This is a genomic window from Streptomyces niveiscabiei (genome assembly GCF_001419795.1).
In the GTDB taxonomy this organism is placed as follows: domain Bacteria; phylum Actinomycetota; class Actinomycetes; order Streptomycetales; family Streptomycetaceae; genus Streptomyces; species Streptomyces niveiscabiei.
The window spans coordinates 1-18,504 of the sequence record NZ_LIRL01000303.1; the positions used below are offsets into that span (position 1 = coordinate 1).

Genomic DNA, 18,504 nt, shown 5'->3' on the forward strand with positions numbered 1-18,504 from the left:
GCCAGGCGGTGGCGCCGGTCGCCGCGACGGTGACCAGCATGACCAGGACGAACACGCGTCTGCGGAAGCCGATCCGTAAGGGCGTTCTCACCGCTGCGGCTCGATCATCCGGTAGCCGCGCCCGTAGACGGTCTCCACGTAGCAGGGGCGTCCGGGGTCCTCCTCCAGTTTCCGCCGCAGGTTCACGACATGGGCGTCCACCGTGCGTTCCAGCACGTCGTGGTCGAAACCGAAGGCCAGGTCGATGATCTGGGCCCGGGTGAACACCCGGCCCGGTTCGGCGGCGAGCACCCCGAGGATGGCGAACTCCTTCGCGGTCAGCGCCACCGGGCGGCCCGCGACCGCGACCTGGAAGCGGGCGCNNCGTCAGGTAGTCGTCCGCGCCGAGGTCGAGGCCGAGGAGTTTGTCGTCCTCGGTGCTGCGGGCCGTCAGCATCAGGATGGGCACGTCCGACTCGGCCCGCAGGATGCGGCACACGTCCAGTCCGTCGACCACCGGCATCATCACGTCGAGCACCACCAGATCGGGCCGCAGCGCCCTGGCCCGCTCCAGCGCCGACCGCCCGTCCCCGACCACCTGGACCGCGTTGCCCTCCCGCTCCAGGTAGATCCGGATCAGCCGGGCCTGCATCGCATCGTCCTCGGCGACAAGAATTCGGGCGCTCAACGTGGCTCCTCAGCGGGACGGTTCGACGAGTCGGCGTGGGGGTCCGCAGGCGGCTGGAACACCGTAGTACGCCCTTTCACCCCTGGGGCAAGGGCCTTTCGCGGCATCGCGGGCAACTCCCCGGACCCGCCGCCCACCGACGCCGATCCGTCCGAGAACCGGCCCACGAGCCCTTACACGGCCGCCGTCTCGCGTTCCGCGGCGAGCGACGCGTCCGACCGGGTCTCGTCCAGGTGCCAGTGCAGATCCCGCACACCCGGCTCCAACGCCAGCCGCGCGACCAGCAGTTCCAGGGTGCGGGCCGGGTCGCCGGTGACGAGGGCCGTGGCCCGGACGACGGTCGCGTCGTCGCCGTCGCGGCGCACTCTCAGCCCGGTGGGGGCGAGGCCGTCGCCGGTCAGGGCCTGGGAGAGGAGGGCGCGCAGATGGGTCTCGTCGGCGCGGTCGCAGACCAGGTGGACGGTGGCGCGCACCTCTTCGCCGTCGGGGTCGCGCTGCGGGACGCGGTCGATGAGCCGGCCCGCCGGGCGCAGCAGCAGGTGGACGGCGAGGACGGCGGCCGTGCCGATGAGGCACAGGTCGAGCCGGCCGGACGCGGCGAGCACCCCTACGGCGGCCGAACACCACAGTGTGGCGGCGGTGTTGAGGCCGCGCACGCCACCGCCCTCGCGGAGGATGACGCCACCGCCGAGGAAGCCGATGCCGGAGACGACGTACGAGGCGACCCGGGTGGGGCTGCCGGTGTCGCCGACGGCCTCGCTGTAGAGGACGAACAGGGTGGCGCCGGCGGCGACGAGGGCGTTGGTGCGCAGCCCGGCCATGCGGGCGCGCCACTGGCGTTCGACGCCGATGAGCGCGCCGCAGCCGACGCCCGCGGCGAGCCGCAGGACGAAGTCGAAGGTGGTCAGGTTCGCCATGGGAACCTCCCGGACAGAACGTGGGCGCGGCGGGCGCCCTGCGGGAGGGGGCCGCTACCGGATGCCCGAAGGACAGCGGGACACGGGGACGCGGGGCCGGTGACGGCCCGTCCTACTCCGGCTGAGATCCATGCCGTCCACCTCCTTCTCCCTCCGGGTTCCCGCCCACCATACTTGCATATCGACGCAACAAGAAAGCGCCCGGAGTCCGCCGCGACGACGGCGGCGCCCCCGCGTCAGCCGAAGACCCGGCGCTGGATCTCGCGCCGGTAGTCCTCAAGGGTGTTGTCGAGGTGGACGGCGGCGGCCCCGGCCGCCTCCTCGGGCCTGCCGTCGCGGATCGCCCGGTAGATCGCGGCGTGTTCCTCGACCGCCTCGGGCGCGTGCCCGCCGACCGTGCCGTGCAGGCCGATCGTGCTGGACTGGCGTTGCAGGCGCCGGGATTCACGGACCGAGGCGACGAGGAACTGGTTGTGCGAGGCGATGGCGACGGCGAGGTGGAAGTCGTCGTCGCCGCGGTCGAAGAGTGCGGCCTGTCCGGTGAGATGGCCCTGCCGGCAGGTCTCGACGGCGGCCTCGATCGCGCGCAGTTCGGCCGGGGTCGCGTGGGTCGCCGCGAGCCGGCTCGCGGCGGTCTCCTGGATACGGCGGAACTCGAACAGCATGTAGACGTGGTCGAGGTCGGTGGGCAGGAAGAACCCGCCCCAGCGGGAGGAGCCCAACATCCCGTCGTCGTCGGCGACGTACAGGCCCCGGCCCTTGTGCGCCCGGACCCGTCCGATCGCGGAGAGGATCTTGACCGCTTCACGGACCACGCTGCGGCTGGCGTCGAGCAGCGCGGCCAGTTCCTTCTCGGTCGGCATCCGGTCGCCGGGCCGCAGCCCGGACTCGGCGATGAGTTGGAGGATCCGCTCGGCGGCCACCTCGTACCCCGGCCGGTACGAGCCCGCAGGCTCGGCGGCACCGCCCACTGTCGCTTCCACCATGTCGAAAAATCCTACAACACTGGCCGAGATCCACAGATGAGTCGCATACATCAGCCCGTCCCCACCCTTGACCGGCCTCGGTCAAATCAGGCTACCATCGGGATTTGGCGCATCTTGGCGCATGCATGAGTCGCATACATGCCGACGCTTCACCTGGCCGCGGTGGCGACGGCAGACATCCCCCAGGTCACACCGCGCGGCGCTCGACTGATCGTCCGGTCCTGCCACGGCGGCGCGAACCAGCGCCGGACCGTCCCTGCCCCCTGCCCTCCCGCCGGAGCCGATGTCGTGAAGAGACTGATCGCAAGACGCCTGATCGCGGTGGCCGCGCTGATCGCGGCGACCCTCGTCGTGCCGGCGTTCGCCGCCCCCGTGCCCGCGGCGGCGCACGCGGTGAACCCCGCCGACTTCCAGCAGGTCGAACTGGCCCGGGGCGTCGCCGAGGTCGGCGAACCCATGTCCCTGGCCGTGCTGCCGGACCGCTCGGTGCTGCACACGGCGCGCAACGGAACCCTGCGCCGCACCACCGCCGCCGGCGTCACCAGCGTGATCGGCACCCTGCCGGTGTACACGCACGACGAGGAGGGCCTCCAGGGCATCGGGGTGGACCCGGGGTTCGCCGGCAACCGGTTCATCTACCTGTACTACGCGCCCCCGCTGTCCACGCCGGGCGGCGACGCCCCGGACAACGGCACGGACTTCTCCGTGTGGAACGGCGTCAACCGGCTCTCCCGGTTCACTCTGAACGCCGACTTCACGCTCAACACGGCCAGCCAGGTGACCGTGCTGGAGGTCGCGACCAGCCGGGGCATGTGCTGCCACGTCGGCGGGGACATCGACTTCGACGCGGCCGGCAACCTCTACCTCTCCACGGGCGACGACTCGAACCCGTTCGCCTCGGACGGCTACACCCCCATCGACGAGCGCACGGGCCGCAACCCCGCCTACGACGCGCAGCGCAGCGCCGCCAACACCAACGACCTGCGCGGCAAGGTGCTGCGGATCAAGGTGAACGCGAACGGGACGTACTCGATCCCGGCGGGCAACCTGTTCGCGCCGGGCACCTCGGGGACCCGGCCGGAGATCTACGCGATGGGTTTCCGCAACCCGTTCCGCTTCGGTGTGGACAAGGCCACCGGCGTCATCTACCTCGGCGACTACGGCCCCGACGCGGGCACGGCCAGCAACAGCCGCGGGCCCGCCGGGCAGGTCGAGTTCGACCGGATCGCCTCGGCCGGGAACTACGGCTGGCCCTACTGCATGGGCAAGAACACCGCCGCTGAGACCTATGTCGACTACACGTTCCCGTCGGGGCCGTCCGGGAGCCGGTTCAACTGCGCCGCGCCGGTCAACAACTCGCCCCGCAACACCGGGCTGACCGCGTTGCCCGCCGCCCGTCCGGCGTGGCTGAACTACGACAACTGCTCGCTCGCGGCGTTCGGCTGCGGCTCCGAGTCGCCGATGGGCGGTGTGGTGTACCGCTACGACGCGGCGAACCCGTCGACGGTCAAGTTCCCGGCCTCGCTGGACGGGCACGTGTTCCTCGCCGAGTTCGGCAGGCGCTGGCTGAAGACGGTCGACGTCGAGGCCGACGGGTCGGCCGGGCAGATCAACGACTTCCCGTGGCGCGGCACCCAGATCATGGACACCGCGTTCGGCCCGGACGGCGCCCTGTACGTGCTGGACTACGGAACGGGCTGGGGCAGCGGCAACTCGGAGTCCGCCCTCTACCGCATCGAGTACAACCCGGCCGGCAACCAGGCGCCGACCGCACGGGCCGCCGCCGACCGGACGTCGGGGCTCGCGCCGCTGACGGTCGCCTTCTCCTCGGCGGGCTCCTCGGACCCGGAGGGCGGCGCACTCACCTACCGCTGGGACTTCGGCGACGGCACCACGTCCTCCTCGCCCTCCCCGAGCCACACCTACCCGGACAACGGCCGGCGCAGCGTCACCCTCACGGTGACCGACCCGGCCGGGCGCACCGCCACCGCCGGTGTGACGATCACGGTCGGCAACACCGCGCCCACGGTCACGCTGAACCCGCCGGCCGACGGCACCCTGTTCTCCTTCGGCGACACCGTGCCGTACACGATCACCGTGACGGACCCGGAGGACGGCACGGTCGACTGCTCGCGGGTGAAGCTGACGTATCTCCTGGGCCACGACGACCACGGCCACCAGATCACCTCGCGCACCGGCTGCTCGGGCACCCTGCCGATCCCCGTGGACGGCGAGCACGACACGGCGGCGAACCTGTTCGCGGTGTTCGACGCCGAGTACACCGATCTCGGCGGGGGCGGCCAGCCGGCGCTGACCACGCACACGCAGCACACCCTGCAACTGCGCCACCGCCAGGCCGAGCACCGCACCGCCCAGTCGGGCACGGCGCTGTACGACAAGGCGGGCGCCGAGGGCGGCAGGACCGTCGGCGACATCCACAACGGCGACTGGATCGCGTTCGGGCCCTACGCGCTCGGCGGGGAGACCCGGTTCAGCGCGCGGGTGTCGTCCGGCGGCGCGGGCGGCACGCTGTCCGTGCGGACGGGGTCGCCGACCGGGCCCGTGCTCGGCTCGGTCGCGGTGCCGGTGACCGGCGGGTGGGACACCTTCCGGGAGGTCTCCACCACGCTGACGGGCGTCCCCGCCGGGACCGTGACGGTGTATCTGACGTTCTCCGGCGGCAGCGGCTTCCTCTTCGACGTGGACGCGTTCACGTTCGGCACACCGCCGGGCGGCACCGGGCGGCAGATCACCGGCATCGGCGGCAAGTGCGTCGACGCCGGCGACGGCACCCGCCTCCAGCTGTCGACCTGCGACGGCGGAGCCGACCAGAAGTGGACGGTGAGCGGAAGCACCCTGCGGGCACTGGACAAGTGCATGGCGACCGCCGGCGGCGCCACCGCCGACGGCACCGCGGTCCAGCTCGCGGCCTGCGACGGCTCCGCCGCGCAGAACTGGTCCGTGCAGGGCGACGGCACGATCCGCACCGGCGGCAAGTGCCTGGACGCCGAGGGCGCCGGCTCCGCCGACGGCACCCGGCTGATCATCTGGACCTGCAACGGGGGCCCCAACCAGAAGTGGACGTCGTCCTAGGAGGGCGAAGACATGAAACGCTCGTTCACCCGGCGCGCGCTCGGCACGTTAGCCGCTGCGCTCGCCGTCCTCGCGTTCGGCGCCGCCCCGCCGGCCGGCGCCGCCGACGCGCCGTACGACGTCCTGGTGTTCTCCAAGACCGCCGGGTTCCGGCACGACTCCATCGCCGCCGGGATCCGGACGATCCGGGAACTGGGCGCGGCGAACAGCTTCACGGTGACCGCGACCGAGGACGCGGCGCAGTTCACCGCCGCGAACCTGGCCCGGTACGAGACGGTGGTGTTCCTCAACACCACCGGTGACGTCCTGAACGGCACCCAGCAGAGCGCGTTCGAGTCCTACATCCGGGGCGGGGGCGGGTACGTCGGCGTCCACGCGGCTGCCGACACCGAGTACGACTGGCCGTTCTACGGCGAGCTGGTGGGGGCGTACTTCGCCTCGCACCCGGCCGTCCAGCAGGCCACCGTCCGGGTCGAGAACCGGGCGCACCCGGCCACCCAGCACCTCGGGCCGTCGTGGGTGCGCACGGACGAGTGGTACGACTTCCGCAGCAACGTGCGGTCCAGTGCCCGGGTGCTGGCGACGCTGGACGAGTCGACGTACTCCGGCGGCAGGATGGGGGCCGACCATCCGCACACCTGGTGCAAGCAGATCCAGGGCGGGCGTTCCTTCTACACCGGCAACGGCCACAGCCAGGCGAGCTACAACGAGCCGGGCCTGCGGGCGCTGCTGCTGGGCGGCATCCGGTACACGGCGGGCCGGGCCCAGGCGGACTGCCGGCCGGAGAACGGGTACACGCCCCTCTACAACGGGGCCACCACCGGCTGGTCGCAGGCCGGTCCGGGCGGCTTCGCCAACAGTGACGCCACGCTGACGTCGTCCGGCGGGCTCGGCATGCTCTGGTACAGCGCCAAGGAGTTCCGCTCCTACTCGCTGAAGCTGGACTGGCGGATGGCCGGCGACGACAACTCCGGGGTCGCCATCGGCTTCCCGCCCGGCTCCGACCCGAACACGGCGCTCGCCCAGGGCCACGAGATCCAGATCGACGCCACGGACACACCGGACCGCACCACGGGCGCGGTCTACGGCTTCCGGGCGCCGGACATCGCCGCCCGCGACGCGGCGCTGAACCCGCCGGGCGAGTGGAACACCTTCGAGGCGCTGGTGGAGGGCGAGCGCGTCCAGGTGTTCCTGAACGGCGCCAAGGTCAACGACTTCACCAACACCGACCCGGCGCGCTCCCTGGTCTCCGGGCACATCGGCATCCAGAACCACGGCGACGGCGACGAGGTGTCCTTCCGCAACATCCGGATCCGGGAGCTGGGCGGCACCGCCCCCACCCCGAGCCCCCTGGTGGGTACCGGCGGCAAGTGCGCCGACACGGGCGGGAGCGGCGCGAGGCTCCAGCTGTGGACCTGTAACGGCGCCGCCGCCCAGCAGTGGACCCGGGACGGCGACACCTGGCGCAACCAGGGCAGGTGCATGACCGTCACCGGCACCACCGACGGCTCCCCCGTCCAGCTCTCGGCCTGCGACGGCGGCCCGGGTCAGACCTGGACCGCCGGAACCAACGGCGCGCTCATGAACCCGAGGTCGGCCAAGTGCCTGGACGCGAGCGGAGCGTCCAGCGCCGACGGCACCCCGCTCATCGTCTGGGCCTGCCACGGCGGCGCCAACCAGCGCTGGACCCTGCCCTGACCGTGCGCCACTACCCCCGCCGCAGCAGGAACCTCTGCTGGGCGGCAGCGGCGGGGGTCGCCTGGGAGATGCGGGCGCCGTCCGCGGTCGACGCGTTCCACACGTCCAGGGCGAGCCCGCTCTGCCGGTTGACCAGGCCGATCACGCCGCCGCCCTGGTCGGCCACCCGCCACTGCTGGCTCGCCGCCCCGGTGTCGGGCTGCTGGGTGATCTCGGCGCCGCTGCTGGAGCTCATGGCCTGGATCACCATGCCGCTGTGCCGGGCCCGGACGCGGTGGTAGCCGTCGCCGGAGTCGAGGAAGTCGAACTGCTGGTTCGGCCCCGAGGTGGCCGGCCACTGGATCAGGAGGGCGCCGGCGGCGGTGGACGCGCCGCTGATGTCGGCGGGTTTTCCGCTGTGCTGGGCGACGAGTTGGTAGTAGACGCCGGGTTCCACGACGGGGCCGGGGTCCTGGGCGGTCGCGCGGTAGGTGTGTCCGGCCTGGCCGGTGAACTCGATCAGGTCGGTCTCGGGCTTCGTGGGCCGTACCGCGTCGCCGCTGGTCGTGTCGAGCAGGTCGTGGGCGCCGGTGAACATGCGGCTGCGGATCCGGACAGTGCCGGTGCGGTCGGGGGTGACGGTCAGTTCGGTGGGCCGGCCGCCCTGCCACACGGCGCCGACGGTGTGGCCGCCGCGCCCGCGCAGTCCGGTGACGCTGCCCGCCGGCCAGGCAGGCGGCAGTGCGGGCAGGACGTGGAGTTCGCCGTTGTGGCTGTGCAGCAGCATCTCCGCGACGCCCGAGGTGGCGCCGAAGTTGCCGTCGATCTGGAAGGGCGGGTGCAGGTCGAACATGTTGGGCGCGAGCCGGTCCGTGGTCACGAGGTCGCGCAGGAGTTTGTGGGCCCGCGCGCCGTCCTCCATACGCGCCCAGTAGTTGATCTTCCAGGCGAGCGACCAGCCGGTTCCGGCGTCGCCGCGCAGTTCCAGGGTGCGGCGGGCGGCCTCGAACAGCTGGGGTGTCCCGCGCCGGGTGATCTCGTTGCCGGGGTGCAGGCCGTACAGGTGGGAGATGTGCCGGTGACCCCGCTCAGTTTCCACCCAGTCGTGCAGCCACTCCTGGATGTTGCCGCGTGAGCCGATCTTCATCGGGGCCAGCCGCTGCCGGGCCGCGCGGACCTGGTCGCGGAAGGCGGCGTCGGTCCCGAGGACCTCGCTGGCGGACGCGCATCCGTCGAACAGGGAGCGCAGGATCTGCATGTCCATCGTCGGGCCCGCGCACACGCTGACGTCCGGATGGTGGGTCAGCTCCGGTGAGTTCGACGGATTGGTGACCAGGTGGCCCAGGGTGGGGTGGGGCACCAGGGTGTCGAGGAAGAACTGGGCCGCGCCCTTCAGCGCCGGATAGCCGCGCCGCAGGAACTCGACGTCGCCGGTGAAGCGGTAGTGGTCCCAGATCAGGGAGGCCAGCCAGGCGCCGCCGGTCTGCCACATGCCCCACACGGCGCCGTCGACGACCGAGGTGCCCCGCCAGCCGTCGGTGTTGTGGTGCGTGACCCAGCCCCGGGCGCCGTACTGCGCCTGCGCGGTGCGGGCGCCGGTGGCCGTGAGGTCGTCGACCATCGCGAACAGGGGTGTGAGGCACTCGGCGAGGTTGGTCGTGTCGGCGGGCCAGTAGTTCATCGGCAGGTTCGCGTTGATCGTGTACTTCGAGTCCCAGGACGGGTTCAGCTGGTCGTTCCAGATGCCCTGGAGGTTCGCCGGCTGGGTGCCGGGCCGCGACGACGAGATCAGCAGGTAGCGGCCGTACTGGAAGAGCAGCGCGGAGAACTGCGGGTCGTCGGCCGCGCTGTGCCGGGCGATACGGACGTCCGTCGGCTGGTCGGCCGCCGGGGTACGGCCGACATCGATGCGGACGCGGCCGAACAGCGCCTGGTAGTCGGCGACATGGCGGGCGAGGAGCGTGTCGTACGGGACGGCCTGGGCGGCGTTCAGGTGGGTCCGGGCGATGCCCTGGTAGTCCCCGTTGACGGTGCGGTAGTCGACGTAGCTGGTGCCGATGGAGACCAGAAGCGTCACGCTGTTCGCGCCGGTGACCCGCAGGGTGCCGCCGGAGCTGGTGACGGTTCCGCCCTGGGCGACCGCTCTGGCCAGGGTGAGGAAGCGGACCGTGCCCGCGATGCCGCGCATGTCGCCGGAGACGCCGTCGAGGGCGATCGTCGTGCCGTCGGGGCTGGAGACCGAGGTGCGCTGCGGGCTGGTGAAGGCGGCCGAGAACGTGATCGAGCCGGGTGTCTGGGCGGTCAGCCGTACGACGATGACCTGGTCCGGTGCGCTGGCGAACACCTCGCGCCGGTGGCGCACGTTGTTCGCGGTGTAGGTGACGGCCGTCGTGGCGGTGGTGAGGTCGAGCAGGCGCTCGTACCCGGACACCGCGCCCGCGCCGGGGAAGGTGAGGCGCAGGTCGCCGACGAGCTGGTAGGCGAGCTGGGCGGCGGGGCTGCCCAGCATGGTCTGGTTGATCAGGTCCTGTGCCTGGGCCCACTGGTCGGCGAAGACGAGCTGGCGGATGCGGCCGAGGGCGGCGGCGCCGCGCGCATTGTCGTAGGTGTGGGGGCCGCCGGCCCAGAGGGTGTCCTCGTTGAGCTGGAGGCGTTCGGTGTCGGTGTTGCCGAACACCATCGCGCCGAGGCGGCCGTTGCCGACCGGCAGCGCGCGCAGCCACTCCGTGCCGGCCGCCTTGTCGTACCAGAGCGCGAGGTCGCCGGCGGCTCGCACCTCGGGCGGCGCGGTCGCGTCGGCGCGGGCGGTCGCCGTCCAGCCGGTGCGGCCGAGTACGGCACCGGCCACGCCCAGTCTCATCGCCTGCCGTCGTGTCGGATCGGGCATCTGGCTCCCACCTTCCTGTGGCGTACGCGGAGTTGCGCCGGCGCGGCTGCGCAGCCGCGCCGGCGTGCCGTGGTTCCGGTGACCGGGCGGTCAGTCGCGCTGGAGGCGGAACCGCTGGTGGGCGGCGCCGTTCGCGGCCTGCTGCGAGACGCGGGCGCCGTCGGCGGTCGACCCGCCCGGTACGTCCATGGCGAGGCCGCTCTGCCGGTTGACCAGGCCGATCGTGCCGTCGCCCTGGTCGACGACGCGCCACTGCTGGCCGGGGGCGTTGGTGTCGGGCTGCTGGGTGATGCCCGCGCCGGCGGCCGGGCCCGCGGTCTGGAGGACCAGCGTGCTGTGCCGGGCCCGGATGCGGTAGTAGCCGTCGCCGGAGGAGACGAAGTCGAACCGCTGGTTGAGCCCGCCGTTCACGGACCACTGGATCAGTGCCGCGCCGGCCGCGGTGGACGCGCCCTCGATGTCGGCCGCCTTGCCGCTGTGGACGGCCGCCAGCCGGTAGGCGACCCCGGGTTCCGGGACCGTCGGCGCGGGCGGCTCGGAGCCGAACCGGGTGAAGAAGCGCCACAGTTCCGCCTTGACCCAGCTCCTGGCGCCGCTCTCGCAGCCGGCGCACCCGTCCACGGGGCCCTGCTGGTGGCCGCCGTCGAACGCGGCCCAGACGACCGGGTGGTCGGCCTGGCAGCCGGCGTACGCGGTGATCGTGTGGGTGAGGCTGCCGCGCGCGGGTTCGGGCGGGTTCTGCGAGGTGCAGCCGTTGTTGCGGACGAACCGGTCCCGCAGCGCGCGGCCGTTCTGGATGCTGTCGGAGATGCCGTGGATGCCCAGGTAGCCGACGGGTCCGGTGCCGCCCGCGCATCCGCTGATCGGTCCGGGGGCGGCGATGGCGGCGACCGCGCGGAAGGCGGTCGGCCGGGCGCAGGCGAGGGCGTAGCTCATGGCGCCGCCGTAGCTGAAGCCCACGGAGTACACCTGTGCGGTGTCGACGCACAGGCCCTGGCCGATGACCCGGAGCATGTCGTCGGTGAAGGTCACGTCCTCGCCGCCGGTGTTGGCCCAGCCGTTGCCGATGCCCTGGGGCGCGACGAAGACCGTGCTGTTGTTGGCCTGGGAGAGCATGCCGTAGTAGGCCCAGGCGTATCCGTCGCTTCCGCCGGAGGCGACGTCGTTCGCGGTGCCGCCCCACCAGTGGAAGCCGAACGCGAGGCGGTAGGGGCGGTTGTTGTCGTAGCTGTCGGGGAGTCTGAGGATGAAGCTGCGGCTCTTGCCGTTGCTCTGGATGGTGTGGGTACCGCTGGTCAGCTTCGGGGCGCTGCCGCACCCGGGGCTCGCGGCGGACGCCTGCGGCGGGGGAGCCGCCTCAGCGCCGTGCGCGGCGCCGCCCGCGGCGACGACCAGAAGCGCCGCGGCCACGGCGGACCGGAATAAGGATCTGTATCTCGTCATCACGCCACTCCACTACGTTGTGGGGGTTCGCCGTACACAGGGGCTACGCGTGAAGTTCGAATGAGTCCGACTCATGCAGGTCGACCGGATACTCAAACGTCCCCCATGGAAGCGGTCCGCCCCACTGTCGTCAAGGGATCGCACGGATGAGTCGCATCCATCCATTGCATGTACATGATTCATATGGTGCACTGAGGTCTGCCTAGGCAGGGGCGTACGCCGGATCCATCCCACGTAAAGGAGATCCCGTGTTCGCATCCTGGTCCCTGGCGGTGCGGGCCTTCGTGGCCGCCGCGGCGACGACCGCCGCGCTGGCCGCGACCGCCCCTGCCCCCGCCGCCGCCTCCGAGGCCACGACCACCCTGTACGCCGCCCCGTCCGGCACCGGCACCGCGTGTTCGGCCACCGAGCCCTGCTCGCTGCCCGCAGCGCAGGCAGCCGTGCGCTCGCTCACCCCAGGGATGTCGGACGACATCGCCGTCGAACTCACCGACGGCGTGTACCGGTTGTCCGCGCCCCTGCGGATGACGGCGGCCGACTCCGGCACCGACGGCCACCAGGTCGTGTGGCGGGCCGCCCCCTCCGCGCGCCCCGTGCTCAGCGGCGCCCGCGCGGTCACCGGCTGGTCGGTCGCCGACACCGGGAAGAACATCTGGCGCGCGGACGTCGCCGCCGGCACCGACACCCGGCAGCTGTACGTCGACGGCGCGGTCGCCACCCGCGCGCGGACGCAGGTGAACCGGTCCTCGTTCACCTTCACCAGCACGGGCATGACCTTCTCCGACCCCGCTCTGGGCTACCTCAACAACCTGGCGGGCCAGAACCGGGTCGAGGTGGAGAGCGTCAACTCCTTCACCGACCGCTACTCGCCCGTGCAGAGCATCCGCGGGAACGTCGTCACGATGCGTCAGCCCGCCTGGAACAACAACACCTTCGGCTACGACACCCTCACCGCCCCGCACCGGGCGGGCCCGTTCTATCTGGCCAACGCGTACGAGTTCCTCGACTCCCCCGGCGAGTGGTACGTCGACCCGGGCACCGGCTCGCTGTACTACATCCCGCTGGCCGGGCAGAACATGAGCACCGCGCGCGTCGAACTGCCGGTGCTCCAGTCGCTGGTGAACGTCGGCGGCACCTATGACGCGCCCGCGCACGACATCACGTTCAGCGGGATCACGTTCACCGGCACGAGCTGGCTCGGCCCCAGCGGCGACCAGGGGTACGCCGACCAGCAGACCGGCGCCTACCTCGCGGGCAACTGGAACTGGCCCGCCGACCGGCTGACGTCCTGCCAGAACGGCTGCCGGCAGTTCGAGGCGGCCCGCCCGCACTGGAGCCAGATGCCGGCCGCCGTGCAGGTGTCCGCCGCGCGCGGCATCACCTTCGGCGACAGCGCGTTCGTCAACCTGGGACAGACCGCCATCGGCATCGGCAACGACGCGAACGCCCACGCCAGCGGAGTCGGCCTGGGCGCGAGCGACATCACGGTCACCCGCTCCGAGATCGCCCGCAGCTCGGCGGGCGGCATCGTCGTCGGCGGGGTCCGCGCCGACGCCCACCACCCCGGCGACCAGCGGATGACGAACCGGAACATCACTGTCAGCGACAACCGCATCCACGACCTCGGCCTGGAGTACCGGGGCAACGTGTCGGTCCTGACCACCTACGTCACGACGACGAACGTGACCCACAACGAGGTCTACAACATGCCCTACTCCGGCATGTCGATCGGCTACGGCTGGGGCAGCAACGACGCGGGCGGCAGCGACCACTACGCGGGCCGGGGCCTGTACGACTACCAGCCCCGGTACACGACCCCGACCACCGCGTCCGGCAACCGGCTCACCGGCAACCACATCCACGACGTCATGCAGCAGATGAACGACGGCGGCTGCATCTACACCCTGGGCTGGAACCCGTACGCCGAGATCAGCGCCAACCACTGCCAGCGCACCAAGGGCTACTTCGGCCTCTACTTCGACGAGGGCTCCCGCTACTACACCGCCACCCGCAACGTCTTCGACGCCACCGGCACCTGGGCCACCGCCAACTACTGGGGCGGGGAGAACATGGGCAACTGGACGGTCACCGACAACTGGTCGACCAACGGCAGCACCAACATCACCAACGGCGACCGCGGCAACGTCGTCCGCGGCAACACCACCGTCACGGGCGGGAACTGGCCGTCCGGCGCCCAGGCCGTGATCGCCGACGCCGGACCGCGCGGCGGCGGCGACCCGCAGGCCGGCGCGATCGTGGGCGGCCCGTCGGGCCGCTGCGTCGGCTTCGGCGCCGCGACCCCGGCGGGCGGAGACCAGGCGCAGCTGCGGGACTGCACCGGCGGCGCGAACCAGCGCTGGACCCACACCCCGGGCAGGCAACTCGCCCTGGACGGCGGCAAGTGCCTGGACGCCTCCGGGCAGGGAACCGCCAACGGCACCAAGGCGATCGTCTGGGACTGCCACGGCGGCACCAACCAGCAGTGGAACGTCAACGCCGACGGCACCATCACCGGCGTGCAGTCCGGGCTGTGCCTCGACGCGAGCGGCAGCGGGACCGCGAACGGCACCCTGATCCACCTGTGGGCGTGCCACGGCGGCGCCAACCAGAAGTGGAGCCTGCGATGAGACGGCACGCACCGTGGGCGGCCGTCCTCCTGACCGCCGCGGCCCTGGCCGGCTGCGGCAGCGCCTCGGGGTCGAAACCGTCGTCCGGCGGCGACACGGACAAGCTGGTCGTCTGGGACTGGAAGTCGGGGGACGACGCCGCTGCCGCCTACCTCGCCAAGGCCAAGGCCGACTTCGCGAAGAAGCACCCCGGCGTCACCGTCGAGTTCGTGGCCCAGCCCTTCGACCAGTACTACACCCTGCTCGGCACGGCCATCCAGGCGGGCAAGGGCCCGGACGTCATGCTGTTCAACGGCGGCGGCCAGATCCGCGACCGGACGGACGCGCTCGTCCCGCTGGACCCCTACCTCGCCGGGGACCGGGACCGCCTGGTGAGCTGGGACGCGTTCAGCAAGGACGGCCATACCTACGCCGCACCGGTCACCTTGCAGGGGCACCCGATCTACTACAGCAAGAAGCTGTACGCGCGGGCGGGCCTCGACCCCGACCGCCCGCCCGCGACCTGGAGCGCCTTCGTCGACGACTGCGCCACGATCAGGAAGAAGACGGGCGTCGCGTGCGTCGCGCTCGGCAACAAGGAGGGTGCCGGCATCCAGTTCTTCCTGTCCGGCCTCGGCTCCGGCGCGCTCACCGGCCGGGAGTACGACGACTGGATCGCCGGGAAGCGGAACTGGACGTCCCCGCACGTGAAGCGGATCTTCGAGCTGTGGAAGGAGACCGACGCCGCCGGCCTCAACAACAAGGGAGCCAACTCGACGGCGATGTTCAACGACTCCTTCGCGCTCTTCTCCTCCGGCAAGGCCGCCCACGTCATCGGGCTGATGTCGGACGTCGGGCACTGGAAGGACTTCGGCGAGTTCCTCGACCCCGACGACATCGGCGTCATGCGGGCGCCGGTCATCACCCCGGGGGCGACACCGAGCCTGCCGTACGACGGCGGTATCGGCTACGCGGTCGCCAAGTGGACCGCCGATCCGAAGCTCGCCGCCGATCTGGTCCGCTCGCTCACCTCGCGGGACGCGCTGGCGGCGTTCCACGCCGACGCGGGCGCCATCATCTCCGACCCGTCCGTCGACGTGTCGAAGGGCGGCCCGGCCGTCTCCGCGATCGTCTCCGAGATCAAGAGCGGCAGGCCCGCCCTGCATGTGGCGCTCTCCGCGCGGACCCTCGATCTGATGGGGCGGCTGTCCCAGCAGTTGCTGAGCGGGTCGGTCACCGTCGACGAGGCGCTGAGGCAGCTCGCCGCGTCGGACCGGGAGGGCTGACCGGGTGCCGCTCGACGCCACGCCGCCCCCCGTCCGTCCGGCGCCGGCCGGGCGGACGGGGCCGCCGGCCGCCGGGGGTGCGCGCCCGGCGGGCCGGGCGAGGCCGCGCCGCCCGAGGGCGGACCGCTTCGCGCCGTACGTCCTGGTCGCCCCGGCGGTGCTGGTGGTCGTCACCCTGCGGCTGTATCCCCTGGTGCTCGGCGTCAACTTCTCCTTCACCGGGGACGGGGACCTCGACGGCGCCTCGGTCGGGCTGGACAACTACGCGGACCTCTTCGACGACCCGCTCTTCCGCGGGGCGCTGCGCAACACGGGGCTGCTGGTGCTGCTGCTGCCGGTGGCGGTCGCCGTTCCCGGGCTCCTCGCGACCTTCATCCACCTGCGCGTTCCGGGGCACCGGTTCTTCCGCGGCGCCTACTTCTTCCCCGCCGTGCTGTCGCCGGTGATCGTCGGCGCGATCTTCAACCTGCTGCTGGCCTACGACGGCCCGGTCAACACGCTGCTGGACGATGTCGGTCTCGGCCGGGTCGACTGGCTCGGCGATCCGGACGTCGCGCTCTACACGGTCGTCGGGGTCCATGTCTGGGCGACGTTCGGGATGGCGCTGGTGGTGTTCCTCGCCGGGTTCGCGACGCTGGACTCCTCGCTGCTGGACGCGGCGCGGATCGACGGCGCGTCGGTGCCCCGGATCATCTGGCACGTGATCGTCCCGGGCCTGTCCCGCACCATCCAGTTCGTGTTCGTGACCACGATGATCGGAATGCTGACGTCGATGTTCGGACTGCTCTACGTGATGACCGGCGGCGGCCCGGGGGGCTCGACCTATCTGCCGGAGTACTACATCTGGATCCAGCAGGGCCGGCTGAACCGCCCGGCGCTCGCCTCGGCCGCGTCCACCGTGCTGTTCCTCGTCATGGTGGTGGTCGGGCTGCTCCAGGTCAGTGTGCTCAGCCGCGCCGGCAGGGCGGAGTGATGTCGGCCTCCCGGGCGGGCCGGTGGCTGGTCGCCGGGGCGATGGGGGTGCTCGCGCTGGCCACGGTCTATCCGCTGGTGTTCACCACGAACGTGGCGCTGAAGACCCGGCACGAGTACGTCCTCGACCGGTTCGCCCCCGCGCGCTCCCCGCGCCTGGACAACCTCGCCACCGCGTGGGACAGCGCCGGAATGGCACGCTACTTCGCCAACTCGCTGATCGTCGTCACGTGCGCGGTCGTCCTGCTGCTGCTGATCGGGTCGATGGCGGGCTTCGCCCTGGGCAGGCTGCGGTTCCGCGGGTCGCGGGCGCTGTTCCTGGGCTGCCTCGCGGCCCTGTTCGTCCCGTTCCAGGTCATCATGGTGCCGCTCGCCCGGACGATGGCCGACCTCCGTCTCATCGACACCCACGCCGGGCTCGTCCTCGCCTATGTCGCGCAGTTCCTGCCGTTCACCGTCTTCCTGATGGCGAGCTACTACGCGCACGTCCCGGCCGAACTCGTCGACGCGGCCCGGGTCGACGGCAACACCCACTTCGGCGTCTACCGGCGGATCATGCTGCCGCTGGGTGCCCCGGCCCTGGTCTCGGTCGGTGTCCTGAACGCGCTGTTCTGCTGGAACGACGTCCTCATCGCCCTGCTGATCATGCCGTCGGCCGAGAACCGCACCCTGATGGTCGGAGTCACCTCGCTGCGCGGGCAGTACGCGGACGACATCCCCACGTTCGCCGCCGGTGTCCTGATCGCCGCCGTGCCGATGCTGCTGCTCTACCTCCTGTTCCAGCGTCACATCGCCGAAGGCGTCACCGCCGGTTCCACGAAGGGCTGACATGCGGATCACCGGATTTCGAACCCTGAACACGGTCCTGGACTGGGGGCGGCCGGTCGGTGACGCCAACGGCGTCTACGCCGACGGGCTCGTCCCCGTGCCGGTCGTCCTGGTGACCACCGACGCGGGGATCACGGGCGTCGGTCTGGGGCCGTCCGTCGACGCGGAGTCCGTCTTCGCGGCCCTCGACGGGGAGGACCCGCGCGCTGTCACGGCCCTGTACGACCGGATGCTGCGGCAGACGTTCAAGGCCGGGCACGCGGGCGCGGTGTTCGGCACCATCGGCGCCTTCGACACAGCCTTGTGGGACATCAAGGCCCAGGCCACCGGGGAACCCCTGTGGCGTCTGCTCGGCGGCCGTGACCGGCGGGTGCCCGCGTACGCCTCGGGTCTGGACATCGGCCTCACCGACGCCGAACTCGTAGCCGTCTACCAGGCGTACGCGGAACGCGGTCTGCGCGCGGCCAAGCTGAAGGGCGGACTGGACGTCGAACGGGACCGGCGGCGGCTGTCGCTGGTCCGCGAGGTCCTCGCCGACGGCGCCCGGGGAGCGCAGCCCGCGCTGATGCTCGACGCGAACGAGTCGTGGTCGCGCAAACAGGCCGTCCGCCACGTGTGCGCGCTGGAGCGCACCCTCGACCTCACCTGGGTCGAGGAACCGGTCCGGCGCTGGGACGCCGAAGGCCTCGCCGTGGTCGGCCGGGGCATCCGCGCCTCGGTGGCCAGCGGCGAGAACCTCTCCGGCCTCGAACAGTTCCGGCCGCTGCTCGCCGCGGGGGCGGTCGACATCGTCCAGACGAGCGCGGTGTGGGGCATCACCCACTTCCTGCGGGTCGCCACCCTCGCCCACGCGCACGACCTGCCGGTCAGCTGCGTCGGCACCACCCCGGTCGGCCTCCTCCACGCGGCGACCACCATGCCGAACCACCTAGCCGGCGAACTCCAGGACCTCCAGCCGCCCTTCGGCATCCACGTCGATCTGCACGTCGAGGACGGCGAGTTCATCCTCGGCGACTCACCGGGCCTCGGCATCCGGGTCGACGAGGCAACAATCCGCGCAGCAGCCCCCCACCCCACTCCCCCAGCCGCCGACGGCACAACCGTACGCCCAGAATCCGCCGGCCGCCGCCTGCTCCCCACCC

At 71.9% G+C, this 18,504-nt stretch carries 12 protein-coding genes and 1 pseudogene; 7 read left to right on the forward strand and 6 right to left on the reverse strand.

What is annotated here, in order from left to right; all coding sequences use genetic code 11:
* Window positions 1-87: 87 nt before the first annotated feature.
* The 4 genes and pseudogenes from AOK24_RS50685 to AOK24_RS15865 all read right to left on the reverse strand — a co-directional run.
* On the reverse strand, window positions 88-362 hold a 275-nt coding region (locus tag AOK24_RS50685; RefSeq protein WP_240553945.1), incomplete at its 5' end, for a winged helix-turn-helix domain-containing protein.
* Between the two features lie 2 nt (window positions 363-364).
* A pseudogene (locus AOK24_RS50690) lies at window positions 365-667 on the reverse strand (response regulator); the annotation flags it as partial.
* Window positions 668-840: 173 nt separating this feature from the next.
* The gene (locus AOK24_RS15860) at window positions 841-1,584 is read right to left on the reverse strand and encodes an MgtC/SapB family protein (protein ID WP_055720726.1); all 744 of its coding nucleotides are present in this window, start codon (window positions 1,582-1,584) and stop codon (window positions 841-843) included.
* Between the two features lie 236 nt (window positions 1,585-1,820).
* Window positions 1,821-2,570, reverse strand: a complete 750-nt coding sequence (locus AOK24_RS15865) for a FadR/GntR family transcriptional regulator (protein ID WP_079056832.1) — start codon at window positions 2,568-2,570, stop codon at window positions 1,821-1,823.
* Window positions 2,571-2,858: 288 nt separating this feature from the next.
* On the opposite strand from AOK24_RS15865, the gene AOK24_RS15870 reads away from it, so the two are divergent.
* Together AOK24_RS15870 and AOK24_RS15875 are read left to right on the forward strand one after the other, a co-directional pair.
* A complete protein-coding gene (locus AOK24_RS15870; RefSeq protein WP_055720727.1) occupies window positions 2,859-5,663 on the forward strand; it encodes a PQQ-dependent sugar dehydrogenase in 2,805 nt (934 codons plus the stop codon).
* Between the two features lie 12 nt (window positions 5,664-5,675).
* A complete protein-coding gene (locus AOK24_RS15875; RefSeq protein ID WP_055720728.1) occupies window positions 5,676-7,361 on the forward strand; it encodes a ThuA domain-containing protein in 1,686 nt (561 codons plus the stop codon).
* A gap of 10 nt (window positions 7,362-7,371) precedes the next feature.
* On the opposite strand, the gene AOK24_RS15880 is transcribed toward AOK24_RS15875, so the two are convergent.
* On the reverse strand, window positions 7,372-10,227 hold the full coding sequence (locus AOK24_RS15880) for a glycosyl hydrolase family 95 catalytic domain-containing protein (protein WP_055720729.1): 2,856 nt from the start codon (window positions 10,225-10,227) through the stop codon (window positions 7,372-7,374).
* 90 nt (window positions 10,228-10,317) lie between these two features.
* On the reverse strand, window positions 10,318-11,637 hold the full coding sequence (locus AOK24_RS15885) for an RICIN domain-containing protein (protein ID WP_240553947.1): 1,320 nt from the start codon (window positions 11,635-11,637) through the stop codon (window positions 10,318-10,320).
* Between the two features lie 281 nt (window positions 11,638-11,918).
* Between AOK24_RS15885 and AOK24_RS15890 the strand changes: the two genes are divergently transcribed.
* The 5 genes from AOK24_RS15890 to AOK24_RS15910 form a co-directional block, all read left to right on the forward strand.
* The gene (locus tag AOK24_RS15890) at window positions 11,919-14,297 is read left to right on the forward strand and encodes an RICIN domain-containing protein (RefSeq protein ID WP_079056833.1); all 2,379 of its coding nucleotides are present in this window, start codon (window positions 11,919-11,921) and stop codon (window positions 14,295-14,297) included.
* Entirely contained in the window at window positions 14,294-15,562 is a 1,269-nt protein-coding gene (locus tag AOK24_RS15895; protein WP_055720731.1) for an ABC transporter substrate-binding protein, read from the forward strand. Before AOK24_RS15890 ends, AOK24_RS15895 begins: the two co-directional genes overlap by 4 nt.
* A 142-nt stretch (window positions 15,563-15,704) precedes the next feature.
* Window positions 15,705-16,535 (forward strand): carbohydrate ABC transporter permease, encoded by an 831-nt coding sequence (locus AOK24_RS15900; RefSeq protein ID WP_055720736.1) that lies wholly within the window; start codon window positions 15,705-15,707, stop codon window positions 16,533-16,535.
* On the forward strand, window positions 16,535-17,362 hold the full coding sequence (locus AOK24_RS15905) for a carbohydrate ABC transporter permease (protein ID WP_055720732.1): 828 nt from the start codon (window positions 16,535-16,537) through the stop codon (window positions 17,360-17,362). The genes AOK24_RS15900 and AOK24_RS15905 overlap by 1 nt, the downstream gene beginning before the upstream one ends.
* A 1-nt stretch (window position 17,363) precedes the next feature.
* A partial coding sequence (locus AOK24_RS15910) for a mandelate racemase/muconate lactonizing enzyme family protein (RefSeq protein ID WP_055720733.1) occupies window positions 17,364-18,504 on the forward strand: 1,141 nt, incomplete at its 3' end.